Source organism: Microcoleus sp. D2_18a_D3, assembly GCF_036702455.1.
Lineage (GTDB): Bacteria > Cyanobacteriota > Cyanobacteriia > Cyanobacteriales > Microcoleaceae > Microcoleus.
The window spans coordinates 1-16,604 of the sequence record NZ_JAUBTK010000036.1 but is presented as its reverse complement, the minus strand read 5'-3'; the positions used below and the strand labels follow the sequence as shown (position 1 = coordinate 16,604).

The window sequence follows — 16,604 nt, the reverse complement described above, 5'->3', positions numbered from 1 at the left end:
CTCCCCCACTTTCTCCCCCTCTCCCGCCAGAGGCGCACTCAATTCCATTCTCCTTGCAGCCCAAAAGCAGCCCAATAATAAGGAGATTGCCATTCTGGAAGCTGTAGCACTTCGATTTGCGCCGCTCGCAGTGCCGCAGCAGGCGCCAATTTATCCTGGAGCATTTTTTTGTAAAATCGTGTCATCAGCTCAGAAGTTACTTGGTCTTCAACACTCCACAAAGAAACCACCACACGCGGCGCCCCCGCATACATAAACCCCCTCGTCAAACCCACCAACCCTTCTCCTTTAATGTCTTTTCCCAAACCCGTCTGACACGCGCTCAGCACCACCAATTCTGCCGGTAAATTGAGATTGAAAATATCATTGAGTCGCAAGTAGCCATTTTGTAAAGAGCCTTTCTCATCAACCAAAGATAACACCAATCCCGATAATTCTGGATGTCTGCTATTAGCAAATCCGTGCGTAGCGAAATGAACAATGCGATATTGAGATAAATCGGGATTGGTTGCCGTGGTACGATTAGCAGTAAAGTCAAACGCTTGTTTTTCCAAATCATCGGGAACCAAAGCCAGGATTTGCTCAGCTTCAGTTCGCGAGAAAGGTAAGCGAGTCCAATAAATTTCAGCCTCGGATGCTGATCTCTGTAATTGTTGCGCTTCCAGGGGCAGATTTTCAACAGTTTGATTCCTCGTTACAGGGGATGTACTCGTGCCTTTGAGCCGTTCATCGTCCGGGCTAAAAACTGGATCTGCAAACAAGGCGATCGTCTTTGGAGCCGGTTGACGAGTCGCCATATCCCGCCGCAGAATAGCCAGAGTTGAGGCAGAAGGCAGATTAACAACTTCATGCTTAACTATTAGCGGCGCTTCAGATTTTTCCAGAGAGAGTGCGCCAAAAGGGATGTATTGCAAGGCTCCATCCGCAACAATTAGCAAGCGCTTGTTGCCCAACTCAGAAGCAACCGGAGCGAGAATCATTTGGCTTAGAAGTGCAGCAGATTCGGCAACCATTTGAGGAGAGGTTCTCGTGGTAGCTTTGGTTAAAGTATCGCGGAAATTCTTAGCCGTCGCTTCAATCTCGATACGAGAAGGAAGTTCGTAACTGGTGAAAGAAGTTTTCGTCACTGCCCACAAATAACTGCGCTCCTCACCCAAAGAATATTCTAAAAGTAGCGTATTGTCATCGATTACCTGTTGTTGAATTTGTGGCAGGTTGAGAGGTTCGGGATATTTTAAATCAGCGTAACGAGGACTACTGGCGCGAATTTTAGCTTCTATTTGAGCGAGTTCCTTGAGAACTGTGTCGATTTTTTGTTGAATTTCCTCCACAGCTTCTTGGGTAGATTTAGCGATGACTATTTGATATTTGCGATGCTGAAAATCAGTGAGTTGTTGTTGCAAAATTTGTTCTTGTGCTAGCAGTTGCGAGTCAACACCTTGGCGAATATTTGCGCTGGCTTCACTGAGGAGTTCAAGCAGACTGCGGGCACGGGCACGTTCGCTAGCATGAAAGGCTTGTGCGTCGTAACCTTGATCTGGATTTTTCTGGTGCAGTTGCATCAACAAATCGATGTAAAACTGGTAATAATCTTGGTTGCGGGCAAAGTAAGACTGGCGCAGTTCTTGGCTAGCGATTTGGGTGCGGAGGTTTTCAATAATATTAATGGCGGTTTCGATTGGTGTTTTGGCGGCGGCGAGGTTATTTTGTTGGCGGTTTAAGATGGCAAGATTGTAGAGGATGTGCGCTTCTTCTGTTTTGTAACCGAGTTGTTGGGATAGAGATAAAGCTTGGTTATAGTTTTCCAGTGCGGTAGAATTCTGACCTAAAGCAGCTTGTATTTTCCCCATTTGGTTGAGGATTGTGGTTTCTTTTACTTGGTCGTTTAAGTGTCGGGAGATGCTCAGGGCTTGGTTGTAGGCATTCAGGGCCGTTGACCATTCTTTTGAAGCGATATATCTGCTACCAATGCCAGTTAAGGCAGTAGCTTCGGTGGCTAGATTACCTATGGGTCGAGAGATTACCAGGGCTTTGTTGTAGGAGTCTAGGGCATTTTTCCAGTTTCCTGTAGCAGCATGAATATCACCAATGTTGTTGAGGGTGTTGGCGACTGCCGTTTGGTCATTTAATTGATAAAACAGGGGCAAAGCTTGGTTATAGTAATCCAGGGCATTTTTCGGGTCAGCTAAATCGGTGTAGAGTTGACCCAAACTGTTGATAATAGCGGCTTCTTCGGCTTTGGCCCCGGCTTGCTGCGATAAGGGTAATGCTTGATTGTAGGAGTCTAGGGCAGATTGAAATTGTCCGAAATGGGCGTAAATTTTACCCATTGATAAAAGAGTGAGTGCAGCTTGAGCAGAGTTTTGATCGGCACGATAGAGGGCAACCGCTTCTTCTAACTTTGCCAGTGCAAGTTGTTTAGATTCCACAGTGCTTTGGCTAGAAAGTTGAGTTCCTTTGATAAATGCTACTTCAGCCGCAGAAACTTTTATTCCAAGTGATAAGTCCCACAGGCGAGCAGTTCTATCACTACTAGCAGTGAGAATTTGGCTACCATCCGGGCTAAATACAGCACTTTCGACCTCTTCCTCATGTCCCCGGAATATGGCTAGAAGATTACCTTTGGTATCCCACAGACGGACGGTTTTATCAGCACCAGAAGTAAGGATTTGCCGACCATCAGAGGTAAACACGGCACTGTTGAGTCTAAAATTATGCCCCTGGAATTCTGCGAAGAGATTACCTTTGGTATCCCACAGGCGAAGCGTTCCATTCGCACTGGCCATGAGGATTTGACTACCATCGGGGCTAAATACGGCCCTGTAGTGCGTAACATCCTCCTTACCCCGGAACTCGGCGAGGAAATTCCCTTTAGTATCCCACAGACGAGCAGTTCCATAAGGATACCTACTATCAGTCAGAATGTGGCGACCATTGGGACTAAATTTGGCACTCTCGACATATCCCTCATGCCCCCGGAACACAGCCAGGAGATTACCTTTAGTATCCCATAGACGGGCGGTTTTATCTACTAAACTGGCGGTGAGGATTTGACTACCATCGGGGCTAAATACTGCACTTCTGACACCTCTTTCATGCCCTCGGAACACAGTCAGGAGATTGCCTTGGGTATCCCACAGACGGGCGGTTTTATCTAAACTGGCAGTAAGGATTTGACGACCATCGGGGCTAAATACTGCACTTCCGACACTTTTCTCATGGCCCTGAAACTCGGTTAGGAAATTGCCTTGGTTATCCCACAGGCGAACGATTTTATCGGTAGCGGTGAGGATTTGGCGACCATCGGGGCTAAATACTGCACTCTTGAGATAGTCATCCCCCTGGAACTCGGTTAGGAGATTGCCTTGGGTATCCCACAAGCGGACGGTTTTACCGCTGGTGGTGAGAATTTGGCGCTCATCCGGGCTAAAGACTGCACTGGTCACTCCATACTGATCGTCCCGCAACTCTACCAGTTGAGCGTTATTTTTAGACAGGTTTTCCTGAAAGGTTTTTCTGGCAGCTATTTGCTCGGCTTGGGCAGCAATTGCTACTGATATATCCCACAGACGGGCGGTGCCATCAGAACTAGCGGTGAGAATTTGACGACCATCGGGGCTAAATACGGCACTTCTGACAGCTCTTTTATGCCCCCGGAACACAGCCAGGAGATTGCCTTTGGTATCCCAGACTCGCGCAGTTCGATCACGGCTAGCGCTAAGGATTTGGCGACCATCGGGACTAAATACGGCACTGGTGACTAAATTATCATGCCCCCGAAACTCTGCCAATAGATTGCCTTTGGTATCCCACAGGCGAGCAGTATGATCCAAACTGGTTGTGAGGATTTGGCGACCGTCGGGGCTAAATATGGCTGTTTCGATCCGCTCCTTATGCCCCCGGAACTCAGCCAGGAGATTGCCTTTGATATCCCACAGGCGGGCGGTTTCATCTCGACTAGCGGTGAGGATTTGGTGACCATCCGGACTAAATACTGCACTTCTGACGCTCCCCTCATGACCCAGTGGGAACTCGGCGAGGAGACTGCCTTTGATATCCCATAAGCGGGCCGTTTTAGACCCACTGATTGTGAGGATTTGGCGACCATCAGGACTGAATACCGCACTATAGACTATCAACCCCACCAACCCCACTGCCATTGTCTTAGGCACCGAGAACTGAACGAGGAGGTTGCCTGTGCTATCCCAAAGGCTGACCGGGTAGCACTGGCAATCGCTGGGGAGAATTTTGCTACCATCAGGGCTAAATACTGCATTGATGTAACTGTGTCCTTGCAATACAGAGAGGAGATTACCTTTCGTGTCCCACAAACGGATGTTCTCACCATTGGTGGTGAGGATTTGGCGAGCATCGGGGCTAAATATTGCTCTATAGACCCCTTTCTCATGCCCCTGGAACTCGGTTAAGAGAGTGCCTTTGGTATCCCACAGACGGGCTTTTTTATCTAAACTAGCCGTGAGGATTTGCCCGCCATCGGGACTAAATACGGCACTTGTGACATCACTATTGTGTCGTCGGAATATGGCCAGTTGAGCGTTATTTTTAGACACGCCTTCCTGAAAGGTTTCCCTGGCAGCTATTTGCTCGGATTGGGCAGTAATGGCGGCTGACACGTCCCACAGGCGGGCTTTTTTATCCCAACTGAAGGTGAGGATTTGCCTGCCATCGGGACTAAATACTGCCCCCACGCTATCGTTATGCCCCCGCAACTGTGCCAGCAGATTGCCTTTGGTATCCCAAATTTGAGCGGTTGCATCCAAACTGGTGGTGAGGATTTGGCGACCATCGGGGCTAAATCCTGCTGCACTCCCGACAGAACTCCAGTCGGAATCTCCATGCTGCCCGAACACAGCGAGGAGATAGCCTTTTGTATCCCAAATGCGAGCGGTTTTATCTATACTGGCGGTGAGGATTTGACGACCATCGGGGCTAAATATTGCACTTTCGACATGATTTTCATGCCCCTGGAACTCGGTTAAGAGAGTGCCTTTGGTATCCCACAGGCGGGCAGTTTTATCCTGGCTGGCGGTCAGGATTTGCCGGCCATCAGGACTAAATACTCCATTGACGACAGGCTCCCTATGCGCCTGGAATTCTTTGAGAAGATTGCCTTTGATATCCCACAACCGGGCGGTTCCATCCCAACTAAGGGTGAGGATTTGGCGACCATCGGGGCTAAATATGGCTTTTACGAAGCCTCCTGATCTGTCACTTCTGATCTGGAACTCTGCTTTGAGATTGCCTTTGGTATCCCACAAACGGAGTTTATCCCACCTGTCGGCTTTATCCGCAAACATACTAAAGGTGAGGATTTGGCTACCATCGGGGCTAAATACGGCACTTCTATCTCTAATAACAGACTGATCGTCAGACGCCCGGAACTCGGTTAGCATATTGCCAGAAGTATCCCACAGGCGGGCGGTTTGATCGTCACTGGTGGTGAGAATTTGTCTGCCATCGGGACTAAATACTGCATCGAAGACACCTTTCTCATGCCCCCGCAACACAGCCAGAAGATTGCCCTTCCTATCCCACAAGCGGGCGGTTTTATCTGCACTAGCAGTCAATATGTGCCGACCATCCGGACTAAATACTGCACTGTTGATTGAATTTTCATGCCCCACAAATATGGCGAGTTGCCCGCCAAATGCTTGCACGGGTTGCTGCGTTCCTGATGGGTTGGGTTTTTCTGTTGCCGGTGACTGGGATGGTGTGGCAATCCTGGGTTGGCCGCTGATGGGGATGCTGTAGGTAGTAGCGAATACAACTCCCATTACCAGAGGGAGGCAGCGATGCACTTTTCGGTATTTATCTGGCAGCATAATTGTTTTTTGGGAGAGTTAAGAATTGGGAGAGGGGGGTCAACTAAACCTGTCTCTAGCGAATCCCTAAAAGCCAAAAGCTATAGTTTTTTGGATAGGCAAATCTGCTTAGCGTTGGCTCTTTTTTTTACCGAGGTCATCAAAATTAAGATGGGCTGGGGGTTAGTTGTCAGAAAAAATTATTTATGTTAAGGACAAACTCTATCATTTTTCATAATCGTTGTCTGTCATTGGCTGCGTCAAGGGTGAGGTAAAGACGTTAAGGGAAGTAACTTGAATCGGCGGCGGGGCGTTGGCTCGTCGATGTTATTATTTTTTGACGGGCTGAATGTGGTTTGTAAAGCGAGCTGATTTTTCTCAAGGGACTGCTACCTGCGTCTTTGCCCATGCACTGTCTGATTTCTGGCGTGGCAATGCGAGGATTAATTTCACTCACTTTTGCATGGAGAAGATGAAAAATGCTCCCACTCTCCCCCTCTCCAACTCTCCCCCTCGCCCCTCTCTTCTTAAGGTGTATAAATTATGTTGAAATAAATGCCGTTATCTTGCAGATTGTCGCCTTTATCGCTAATTCTCACCAAAGGAAAAGCGTAATCTACGCGCAGGTTCACCCGCTGTATCGGTTCCCAGATTACCCCCAAACCCACACCTGCTAAAAATGTCTGATTTGTTAATTTATTAGGATTGTTCGCAACGTTCAATACCATACCCGCATCCAAAAAGGGAGCCAATTGAAGTTTGGGATTTCCCGAAGCATCGCGCTGCAAAGTAATCCGATCTTCGATCGAAACTCTGAAGCCGTTATCGCCAGAACTGACATTTTGGCGGTAGCCGCGCAAAGATTGCCCGCCGCCTATTACAAATTGCTGTGAAGGCAACAAACTATTAGCTGACAACTGCAAGTCTGCCTGCAAAATTAATAAATGTTTGTCATTCAATCGCTGTACTCGCTGCACTTGACCCAGCCAGCTAAAAAATTGTCCGTCGGGATCAGAACCTTCGTTTTGAGTAGCATCAAACAAGCTAGTGCCGATCGTAAATTGCGATCGCAAAGCCCAAGCGCCCTGCGGGTCCCGCCGAATGTAGTCCTGTCCCAGCTTAATTGCACTCGTAGTGGTGACACCATTGGAGTCCGGGCCGATGCCAAAAGGAACCGGTTCGCCGGCGACAAAAGTTCTACCTGTCTGATAAGTAAAACCGCCAGATAAGGCAAATTCTTCGATCGGCGTTCTCCGCAACGGCTGGCGGTAACTAATTTCAAATAAATGCGATTTTCCCGAAATGTCAGCACGGTTAAAAGGTGGTTGTACGATACTGTTGCGATTCGGCGCCGCCCTCAATTGCAAAGTGCCGTTCATTGCATTTAGCGGGACGCGATAGCTGAAATCAAACACGTCTGAATCGCCGAGCGATCGGTAATAAGCCGCCGCAAGTTCGTCGCCATTTCCTGTTATATTGCGGTGCCGCAAACTAACTCCCAATCTTTCGGAACCGACACTGGGAGGCGAGTAATTGTCAATGCTGAAAGTAGGTTGAAACGGATTAGCTTCCGAGACTCGGACGATCAGAATGCTCTCTCCTTCATTATCCCCAGCCCGCAGACTGGCTTCTACATTGTCAAATAAAGGATCGACTCGCAGCAGCCGGAGTTGGTCTTCTAAGGAAGCTGTGCTTAAAGGCATTCCGGCACCGAGTCGAATCCGGCTGCGGATGTAACTCGGATGCAATCTTTTAGTTCCTTCTACCTCAATTCGGGCCAGCTTGCCTTCAATCACTTGAATTTGGACTACCCCTGCGGTGATAGTTTGGGGCGGCAAGACTGCTCTCGAAGTGATGTAGCCACGATTGAGGTAAATTTCGGTAATTTTGTCGGCGATTTGTTTGAGCTGTTCTAGGGTCGTAGAACTGCCTTCTAACGGGTTGACTAAGGCATTAATTTCATCTTGGCTTAAAATTGTGCTGCCAACTACTTGAATTTTCTGCACCTCAATTGGTGTATTCGGCAGCGTTGGGGGAACTGGCGACGGGGACGGCGGCGCTACTGTGGGTGGTACTTGGGGAGGTTCTGGGGAAGGCTGCGGGGCCGGTTGCAGAAATCGATCGCGATTTGGATCGGGCTGAGTCGGCGGCGACGGTAACAGCGGATTTGGTAGTCGATCGCGGTTTAAGTCGGGCGGGAGGTTTCCCGGTGGCGTCTGCGGGTTCTGGGCTAAAAAATTACACTCTAGCGGGTTCTGACATTGGGGATCGTTGTCAACGAGATTTTTTGCTACGGGCAAGATGCCCGCACCACAAGCAGTTTCATCGATTGTGGAACAGGCTTCTTGGCTGTTCTCGGCGGGGTTCGATTGTGTTTCTGGTTCAGGGTTGGTGTCGATCGAATCGGGAAGCTGATTTAAGTTTGTTGCTGTTTCATCCTGCTTGATTTCCAGTTTTTGCAGTGCTAATACTTGATTGCCCGTATCTGCTGAGTTGTCAGCGGCGACGGGCAACTGAGAAATATCGTCGGTTTGGGATATAGCTTTATTGGCATAAAAGCAAGCGATGGGGAGTCCAGTCAGAAGTGAAATCGCCAACCGAAATATTGCAATATTTGCATTCGGGCGCATAATTAATAATTTCTCTAAAATAAGTTTGTCGGCTGCTTGACTATGCCAGTTTATCATTTAGTATTCGGCGAAATTTGACCATCAAAATTTCCACAGTCCGGCTTTCAATCTGCCAGAAGTCCGAACTGCCGATCGGTACAAAAATTTTAATTTATTTAGGACGATCGACCAAACAACCCGCAACAGCCAAAAATCATCTGTGGCGCTGCCAAATACCGCGCTCGAAACCGAGTTTTTCGTACTTGCTGCACCAGTCATACCATTTTAGATTTTAGATTTTAGATTTTAGATTTTAGATTTGGCAATGACTTATGGCTATCAGGGTTTGGGGCACGGGCCTACCGTTGCATTCTTTTTTGAGACTGGTGTTGAATTATTTTCTTGTGATAGGTGTTAACTCACTTGCGACTAAGGGTTCTTGGGCTATTTTGCCGAGTTCGACTGAGTTCAACACTGCTGACCACTGGCTCGCTAAACTGGCATCGCTGGGAGACTCGATACGCAATTGAGCTAGAGTTGCCAGGTACTCGTACCAGAGATTTTGTTGGGCGAAGATGCTGAGCTTGGTGAGATCGGACGATCGATCCAACTCTGTTTTCACGGTTGGGGCGAGTGCGGTGCGGTTGATCCACCCGGAAACGAGAACATCATCGGTTGTATTTTTTGGGTTGCATTTGATAGTAAAGTACCATTGATAGTTTTTGCCAACTTCCAGGGCTGGCGAGTTGTCGTCGGAGCCGAGGCTGACGCTAACTACACCTGCACGGCTAGTTACCATGCGAAAACTTTTTTTGTATAGTGTTTTGTCCCTTTCGTCTGCTAACTCAAACTGAACTGTTTTGTCGATCGCTACGGGAAGGTAGTAGAAAAATGTTGGTTTTGCTGATATGGTTTGCCCCATAGTTGATTGGGGAATCAAGGCAGTTAAGGCAGTTGTGGCCGTGGGGCATTCTAAGCCGCGGGTTCCTCCCCCTTCCCGCCTTCCGGGTACTCCGTCCTGCGGCGGTTGAAAGCTATTCCACGCGGGTTCCAATTGCTGGCTGTTCGGTCTGCTTCCGCTGGGTTCAGGAGGTTGAACTGTTTGCCAGTTGAGGGGTAGCTGCGGTGGTGAGGCGCGCTGGACAATGTTTGCGGGGCTGTTGAGAGCCTCTGCAGGTATTAAAAAACTACCGGCGGCAACTGCCTCTAAAGACAGAATTAAGGAAAGAGCACCGATATTTAGAGCAGACTTCAAAGCCATGACGAACCTGCCTTTTGATGAACCTAGGAACTTTATCTCACGGTTTTATTCTATCCAAGGTTTTGACGGATCTAGTAATCTGTTGTACTTAATTTATATCTTCAGGCAGATACGATTATTTGGGTTGCTCTGCTCAACATAGAATTCTCTGTCGCGTTTGTCAGTGGTAGCTTAGTAGTTATACTTACTTCCATTCACGGCAGCAGGTTCGGTTGAGCTTGTTAAACCCAACTTGGACAAAGACTAATATTCCGGGTTTTTTAACTCAGACAAGAGGCTACAAGGCGTCTTTTCCTAACAACACCCGGTTGATGCGTCAGTCCTGGATATCAGGAAACTCGGCAATTTTGCTGGTGAACCTCAAGCGATCGGCTACAAGTTACAAATCAGTTTTTCTGTACAATACCGGCAAGAAATTTAGCATGAATCTCGATTCACCTGTTCTCTCGGACAAACAGCCTTCGGGGCTGCGGATGGTCAGACCCATCGGAGTCTTGGCACTGCACGGCATTGCTTTTTTAGGAAATAGGTTGTTCGCTGTCGATCGCGCCGAAGGGCTGCTATTGGAGATCGATCGAGAAAGTGACAACACTACTGTTTTGAATCCTTATCAAACGCCTAAGTTTGCGGGCGCAACGGGGCTGGCTATTTCGGAAGATACTCTCTGGTTTGCGCGGGATGAGGATATTTGTTGCTGTCGGGGCGCAATTCGGGACGGGGCGATAACTGAACTCAAACCGGAACATTTTGTTTCACTTTCTTATCCTGCTGACGGGATTGCTGTTTGGAAATCTACGCTTTATGTCACTTGCCAGAGATTAGCCTCGATTCTGGTTTTTGACCTGAAAACTGGTCGGGAAATTACTCGGTTTTACGCTCCCGGTATTGGGGTAGAAAATATCACAGTCCGGGATGAGGAAATTTGGGTTTGTGACAAGACTGAGCAAACTGTTTACTGTTTGGAACGGGGAACTGGGGAGATTAAATTTAGCGTTTTGACTCCCTTTGAGTCGCCTTCGGGTTTGGCTTTTCACAAGGATTCGGAAACCGGGGAAGAGGTTCTGTACGTGGCTTATGCCGGGGATGAACTTTACATCCGGGATGACCCGAATTCGGAAGATCCTTTTCAGTTGACGAAGCGCGATCGCACTTTTATTCAGCCTTTGTCTTTTCACTACAATGAAGCCGAGCGCTACGCTCTGTCAAACGGTTTTTTGATGGAAATGTCTTATGTGGAGGAACTGTCTCCCCTCGATGAGGTAGAAATCGAAAATTTGGAGTGGCGGATTGCTTTGCCTTCGCAAACTCACCGGCAAAAGGTCAGGAAAATTACGCCGATTGGAATGCCTTTTACTGAGGAAATTCAGGAAGGGGAACGGGTGGCGGTGTTTAAGTTCGATCGGCTGCACCCTGGGGAACGCCGAATTTTTGGCTGGAAGGCTTTGTTAGAAGTTCGATCGATTAAGTATCAGTTGTCGCCTCGGGATGTCGAAAAGAGTCCGAAGCTGTCGCCGGAGTTTGCAGCTAAGTATTTGGTGGATAATGACAATTTGGCGATGGATACGGAGATTGTGCGATCGGCTGCTGTGGCTGCCATTGGCTCGGAAACTAACATTCTCAGGCAATTGCTGAGCATTCGTAATTTTGTTTACGATCAACTTTCTTACGGAATTAGACCTCACATTGACACTCCCGATATTGTGCTGCGCCGTGGTATCGGTTCCTGCGGCGAATACGTGGGACTTTTGTTAGCTTTGGCTAGGTTAAACGGGATTGCTTGCCGCACGATCGGCCGCTACAAGTGTCCGGCTTTTGGTGACAGAAAAGGTGTCTCGCTGGAGCCGGATTTCAATCACGTTTGGCTGGAATTTTACATTCCAGGTTTTGGCTGGGTGCCGATGGAATCTAATCCTGATGATATTCAAGACAGAGGCCCTTATCCTTTGCGATTTTTTATGGGTTTGGCTTGGTATCACGTAGAAATTGGCAAGGGAATCCGGTTTCAAGGTCTCACCAGCGGCGGTCTTCCTTTAAACAAGGAGGATGTTTCCGTGGGGAGTCTGGCAATTAATCATGTGAGGTTTACCATTTTGGAAGAGTTGCCAGCAATTTGAAGGGAGTGTTAACAGTTAACAGTTAGCCGTCAACATTTAACTGTTAATTGTTAACATTTTTAATCTAAAATCGAAAGTAGAAAATGTAAAATCAGAGGAAGAGGGGTTGTGGAATTTTCGATTGCTAATTTTCTCGTTTTAGTGGCCTTTGTACTGCTGGTGACGGTGACTGGCGGGGTCGCTTATTTGACTTCTGTTGAGTGGCGCGATCGTAGGCGGTTAGATAAGGCTAAACGGAAAAAAAAGTAGCTTTTGGCTGTTGACAAATTGCATCTTTTATGATTGAAAACAAGGCGACCAAACCAGGTCGCCTTGTTTTTTGATTTGACGTATTTTCACAGCAGAGGTGCAAGGGAAGAGATAACCTAGGTGTGGCGCTTCAAAAAAATCTTATTGAATAGCCTTAATTGACAGATTTTTTCTACTTTTTATTTTTCCGCTTCCCTCCACCTGTTTTAGGTGGGTTTCCCCGCAACAAATCACCTAAAGCATCATTACTTCTGTTATTAAAATCAAAATTATTTTTCCCAAACGCCTTTAATAACTCTCTCTGATATTCCTCATGTTCGTAGGGTAAAGAACCGGCCCACGCATAAATAAATGCTTTCGGCGTATAACTTTTTTGCAGATGTACCTTGAAAGTATCGTATGTATTAATTACTTGCTTTGTGGCATGACCTAAATCACCGATATTATCTTTTAATTCTACAAAACAGATAACGCGCTTGCTGTCTTTAGCGTAAAACACCATCAGGTCGCACATTTTTTGACCTTTTTCTATTCCCCATAAAAATTGACGCAGCTTACAACCAGGATTTGATTGGTCATCTATGTTAAAAAAAAGTATTGTTTCGCCCGCTAGGGGTTCTACTTTTACTGAAGCTTTACTTTCCTTAAAATAGGTTTGACCTGGAAGTAAACAGGAGGATAAAAGCAAATTTTCAAAAGGCATTAACTATCTCTCAATCTTGAATTTTCAGTAAATTAGCATAAATGCGAGAAACATCATCAGACACTTGACCAAAAGTTTCCCAATTTATTGTACCTTCTTCACTGATAATGTTTTTGGCTGTTCCATCCTCAAACAAATAGACTGAAACTTTTTCTTGAGAAATAAAAGCATCTGTTCGCTCTAAATAAAACATTTCTTTAATGCTATCTGGATTTTCATGCTTAGCTGCTTGCATGAGATTAGCAAGATGGTCAACAATGTAGGGACTGTGGGTTGTAATTAAGACGTGCAATCCAGCATTGACTAACATTGCCAAAAATTCAGCTATCTCTACTTGAGCCGCTGGATGTAAATTCATTTCTGGCTCATCAATTATCAGTAACTCATTTGGTGCAACTAAATAGCGCAAACAGAGAACTAATGGAGCTAATTCTTTTACCATTGAAGAAACAATAGGCATCTCCAAGTTGGTACTTTCTTTAGGTTGAAAAAGTAGTTCTTTTCGCACTTCGGATATTGTTTCAAAGCCGACCTCTCCTTGTAAAATCTCTTTTTCCAAAAAATCAGCTAACTTCACATATTCCTCTAACAAATGATTTTCTTTTATTTCCTTTTCTCTGTCTTCTTTTTTTAGAGAACTCAATATAATCATGTTCAAAAAACGCTTTACTGGTTCAACCCAAGACGTTTTTCTTCCTTCAAATTCTGATTTATCTGTTTCTTTTAAAGGTTCTTCGTCTATAATTTCTTTGACTCTAAAAGAGCTAAATGGTAAAGTTATAAAAGTAGTCCTTTCAGTAGGGAATATATGTATACAAGCATAAAAGGCTCTGTGGAGCATCTGAAAAATTTCCTGAATTACGAATCGCTTAATCGCTTTTTTAGGCAGCTTCTTCAAATCTTTGCCTCCTCCTGAATAAAAGTATAATATTGTTTCGCCTGATTCTTTCACAGAATTTAGTAAGCCCAAAGAAATTTCTCTCTGGACAGAAACTGATTTTATCCTTTCCACAAGCTTTAATTTTGTTTCTTCCAACTTAAAATCTACTTGCAAATTTTCAAAATCTGCTCGTTCTGTAGCCATAAAAGAGCGCATCCAGTTTGGAGCCAAACGAGCCACATCATTAATATAAATTTCCGCACAGTCATTAGCAAATTTAATCATATCAATTTGTGCATTACCTTCATCAAAAAGTTGCTGAAGTGCGCTATCTATGATGGGATATGTCTGTTGGGTTTTACCGTCAAGATAAGCTTTCAAGTAATTTCCTCCTCCCTGCTGTCCGAGGATCGCTGATAAAGTGTATGCAGCCCATGTTTTCCCCTCACCATTACGACCAATAAAAACAGTTAAAGGCTTTAAATCAATTTCTGCTTTTTCAACAACACCTAAGTTTCTAATTTCTAATTTCATTAAAAAATGTCCTGTTGATAAACTATCAGATAGGGAGGAACCTGAAACCGTTAGTTGTATAGATTTTTCATTCCTCAACCCATTATACCTGGATTGGTAATTCCAGTTCAATATTAATAGAAAGTAGAGCGGCGACGCGATCGCGCCGCATTTCCCAACATCAGCTCTAAGTCCACTGTCGGAAAAATGTATTTTCTTGCCAAGCGGCGGCGGTGCGTTTTTCAAGTGCTGCCATTTCTGTTGTGTTCAGGGGTTTGAATGCTTGGGCGACTTTGAAGTTTTCTTCTAATTGCTTTACTGAGTCGGCGGCGATGACGCAGCAGTGCACGCCGGGAAGTGAAAGCGTGTAGCCCATTGCTTGGTGCATTCCATCTAAAACACCGTTCTGAAATAATTTGCCGTAAGCTGGTATTTTCATGGCTATGACGCCAATGTTTTTGGCTTTGGCTACAGGTAAAGCGCTGGTAACAAAGGAGCGCGGGTGATGTTTTTCGGCGGCGTTGAGGGAGATTAATGTTGTGTCGAAAGGATAGCGATCCAAGCCTGCGGCAATGATGGCTGGTTCGTGGTGTCCGGTGATGCCGGAAAAACGAATTATTTTTTGCTCCTTGGCTTCTTCGATCGCCTTTATTGCTCCTTTGGCACTGAAAATTTGGTCTAATTCGGCTTGGAATGAGACGTGGTGGAGTTGCCACAAGTCTAGCCGATCGGTTTTCAATCTTTTGAGCGATCGCTCTAAGTCTCTCCACGCGCCGTCTCTGTCTCTGGCGGCGGTTTTTGTGGCTAGGAATAGGCGCGATCGATATGGTGGCAAAACTTTGCCTAAGTTTTCTTCGCTGGGCCCGTAGTCGGCTGCCGTGTCAAAATAGCGAATGCCTACTTCGATCGCGCGTTCAATTTGCGCCGCTGCTTCTGCTTCTCTTCCCGGCTGCGACAGCGGTGTTTGTCCGGCCCCCCCCAAACCGAAAATCGGCACTTTCACGCCGGTGTTGCCTAACAGTCGTTCTGGCATTTTTACTGTGGCGGCCGCCTTGTTATTAGGTGCGGCTGCGATTTCCCGATCCTGCTGTTCGATCGCCTTAGCACCTGCAATGCCGCTGGCAACAGCTATACTGCTCAATATAAAATTGCGGCGAGTCTTTTTGCGGGTCATTGTTTCCGTCTCCTCAGAATATGTGAGTAGAATTTAACCGCGTTTGTGAGAACACAATAAATAGATTGTTACTGCAAATTGGATAAATTTCCCCCTCTCCGAGGGAGGAGATGGCAGGGGAAAAATTATCTATGTGCCGATCGACTATTGGTCAATTATCCATGCGCGAATCAGTTCGTTTATCTGTTCTGGTACTTCGTCGTGGGGACAGTGACCAGCTTTGATAAAGTGTTCTGTTAACTGCGGATAGTGTTTGCGAAATTTGGCGCTTCTTTCTGCGGAATTCATCCACGGATCGCCTTCTCCCCACAGCATTAGCAACGGGCAGGTTAATTGACTAAGTAATACGTCAATTTTTTCGCCTTGGGGTGTTCGGAATACGGAAGCGAATACTTTGGGGGCACCGGGATCGCAGGAGGGAAGGTATATTTCTTCTACTAATTGGTCTGTGACCGCGCTTTGGTCGAGATAAACTTTTTCTAGGGTTTTCCGAATTGTCGATCGCTGGCGCACGTACTGGAACAGCAGAAAACTTGCCCAATCTTGCTGAAATAAAGTTTTAGCTACTGCAGATATGGCTTTTTGCAAGGGCGGGGCTTCGGGTGCGGGCTGCGGTTCGCTGAAGGGGCCGGCGCTGTTGATTAATATGAGTCCGGCTGCTGATTCGGGGCGCTGGGCTGCTACACACAAGGCGGCGTAGCCTCCGAGGGAGTTGCCGGCTAGTACGGCGGGCCGGCCGATGATGTTGGTGATAAAATCGTGGAGTTGGTCGCGCCAGAGGTCGCCGCTGTACTGCAATTCTGGTTTTGCCGATCGCCCGAATCCGAGCAGGTCGATCGCCCACACTTCAAAGTCTTTGCTCAGGCCGCTGATATTTTTGCGCCAGTGGTCTGTGGAGGCTCCAAAACCGTGAATTAACAGCAGGGGAGGGCGTTCTGGATGCCGATCGCTGGATCGAACGTAGTATACTGAATGCCCCCGCCACTGCCAGTAGTTTAACATATTTACCATTTTTCAATACTTTCAGGCTCTAGTTGACCAATTTCTATCAACACTCTAGCAAAAGGGATGTTTTTGGGGTGTTTCAGCCCTTACCGTGACCCATTTACCTACCCCAGTGTCTCTTACCTGACACTCGCTTACAAGCGAACTCTTCTATCAATCTTCTATCCTACCTTGACTGTTCTACCTTGCTTTTTTTAATCTAGCCGCCTACTGTAGGCGGCTACGCCTTAGAATGCTATCCCGTCCTCTGTCGTGTCAAATGATTTCTCATTTA

At 46.6% G+C, this 16,604-nt stretch carries 10 protein-coding genes; 2 read left to right on the top strand and 8 right to left on the bottom strand.

Annotated features, from left to right (window positions below; translation table 11 throughout):
* Positions 1–38: 38 nt before the first annotated feature.
* The 4 genes from QUB06_RS17525 to QUB06_RS17510 form a co-directional block, all read right to left on the bottom strand.
* Positions 39–5,843 (bottom strand): CHAT domain-containing protein, encoded by a 5,805-nt coding sequence (locus tag QUB06_RS17525; protein ID WP_333436348.1) that lies wholly within the window; start codon positions 5,841–5,843, stop codon positions 39–41.
* Between the two features lie 506 nt (positions 5,844–6,349).
* A complete protein-coding gene (locus QUB06_RS17520; RefSeq protein WP_333436347.1) occupies positions 6,350–8,509 on the bottom strand; it encodes a ShlB/FhaC/HecB family hemolysin secretion/activation protein in 2,160 nt (719 codons plus the stop codon).
* 24 nt (positions 8,510–8,533) lie between these two features.
* Complete coding sequence (locus tag QUB06_RS17515; protein WP_333436346.1) at positions 8,534–8,710, bottom strand: hypothetical protein; 177 nt, start codon at positions 8,708–8,710, stop codon at positions 8,534–8,536.
* A gap of 115 nt (positions 8,711–8,825) precedes the next feature.
* The gene (locus QUB06_RS17510) at positions 8,826–9,692 is read right to left on the bottom strand and encodes a DUF928 domain-containing protein (RefSeq protein ID WP_333436345.1); all 867 of its coding nucleotides are present in this window, start codon (positions 9,690–9,692) and stop codon (positions 8,826–8,828) included.
* A 422-nt stretch (positions 9,693–10,114) separates the two neighbouring features.
* On the opposite strand from QUB06_RS17510, the gene QUB06_RS17505 reads away from it, so the two are divergent.
* The gene (locus QUB06_RS17505; protein ID WP_333436385.1) at positions 10,115–11,806 is read left to right on the top strand and encodes a transglutaminase domain-containing protein; all 1,692 of its coding nucleotides are present in this window, start codon (positions 10,115–10,117) and stop codon (positions 11,804–11,806) included.
* Between the two features lie 108 nt (positions 11,807–11,914).
* Positions 11,915–12,055 carry a hypothetical protein gene (locus QUB06_RS17500; protein WP_190736053.1) on the top strand — a complete coding sequence of 47 codons (141 nt, stop codon included), beginning with the start codon at positions 11,915–11,917 and terminating at the stop codon, positions 12,053–12,055.
* A gap of 172 nt (positions 12,056–12,227) precedes the next feature.
* On the opposite strand, the gene QUB06_RS17495 is transcribed toward QUB06_RS17500, so the two are convergent.
* The 4 genes from QUB06_RS17495 to QUB06_RS17480 form a co-directional block, all read right to left on the bottom strand.
* Positions 12,228–12,758, bottom strand: a complete 531-nt coding sequence (locus QUB06_RS17495; RefSeq protein WP_333436344.1) for a hypothetical protein — start codon at positions 12,756–12,758, stop codon at positions 12,228–12,230.
* A 10-nt stretch (positions 12,759–12,768) separates the two neighbouring features.
* Positions 12,769–14,172, bottom strand: a complete 1,404-nt coding sequence (locus QUB06_RS17490; protein WP_333436343.1) for an AAA family ATPase — start codon at positions 14,170–14,172, stop codon at positions 12,769–12,771.
* Between the two features lie 166 nt (positions 14,173–14,338).
* Complete coding sequence (locus QUB06_RS17485) at positions 14,339–15,325, bottom strand: aldo/keto reductase (protein ID WP_333436342.1); 987 nt, start codon at positions 15,323–15,325, stop codon at positions 14,339–14,341.
* A gap of 144 nt (positions 15,326–15,469) precedes the next feature.
* Positions 15,470–16,336, bottom strand: a complete 867-nt coding sequence (locus QUB06_RS17480) for an alpha/beta fold hydrolase (protein WP_333436341.1) — start codon at positions 16,334–16,336, stop codon at positions 15,470–15,472.
* Positions 16,337–16,604: the final 268 nt, after the last annotated feature.

Coding starts and splice junctions, on each gene's coding strand:
- QUB06_RS17515 (WP_333436346.1), bottom strand. CDS start 8,710: ATGACTGGTGCAGCAAGTACGAAAAACTCGGTTTCGAGCGCGGTATTT.
- QUB06_RS17490 (WP_333436343.1), bottom strand. CDS start 14,172: ATGAAATTAGAAATTAGAAACTTAGGTGTTGTTGAAAAAGCAGAAATT.
- QUB06_RS17495 (WP_333436344.1), bottom strand. CDS start 12,758: ATGCCTTTTGAAAATTTGCTTTTATCCTCCTGTTTACTTCCAGGTCAA.
- QUB06_RS17485 (WP_333436342.1), bottom strand. CDS start 15,325: ATGACCCGCAAAAAGACTCGCCGCAATTTTATATTGAGCAGTATAGCT.
- QUB06_RS17480 (WP_333436341.1), bottom strand. CDS start 16,336: ATGGTAAATATGTTAAACTACTGGCAGTGGCGGGGGCATTCAGTATAC.
- QUB06_RS17520 (WP_333436347.1), bottom strand. CDS start 8,509: ATGATAAACTGGCATAGTCAAGCAGCCGACAAACTTATTTTAGAGAAA.
- QUB06_RS17510 (WP_333436345.1), bottom strand. CDS start 9,692: ATGGCTTTGAAGTCTGCTCTAAATATCGGTGCTCTTTCCTTAATTCTG.
- QUB06_RS17525 (WP_333436348.1), bottom strand. CDS start 5,843: ATGCTGCCAGATAAATACCGAAAAGTGCATCGCTGCCTCCCTCTGGTA.
- QUB06_RS17505 (WP_333436385.1), top strand. CDS start 10,115: ATGAATCTCGATTCACCTGTTCTCTCGGACAAACAGCCTTCGGGGCTG.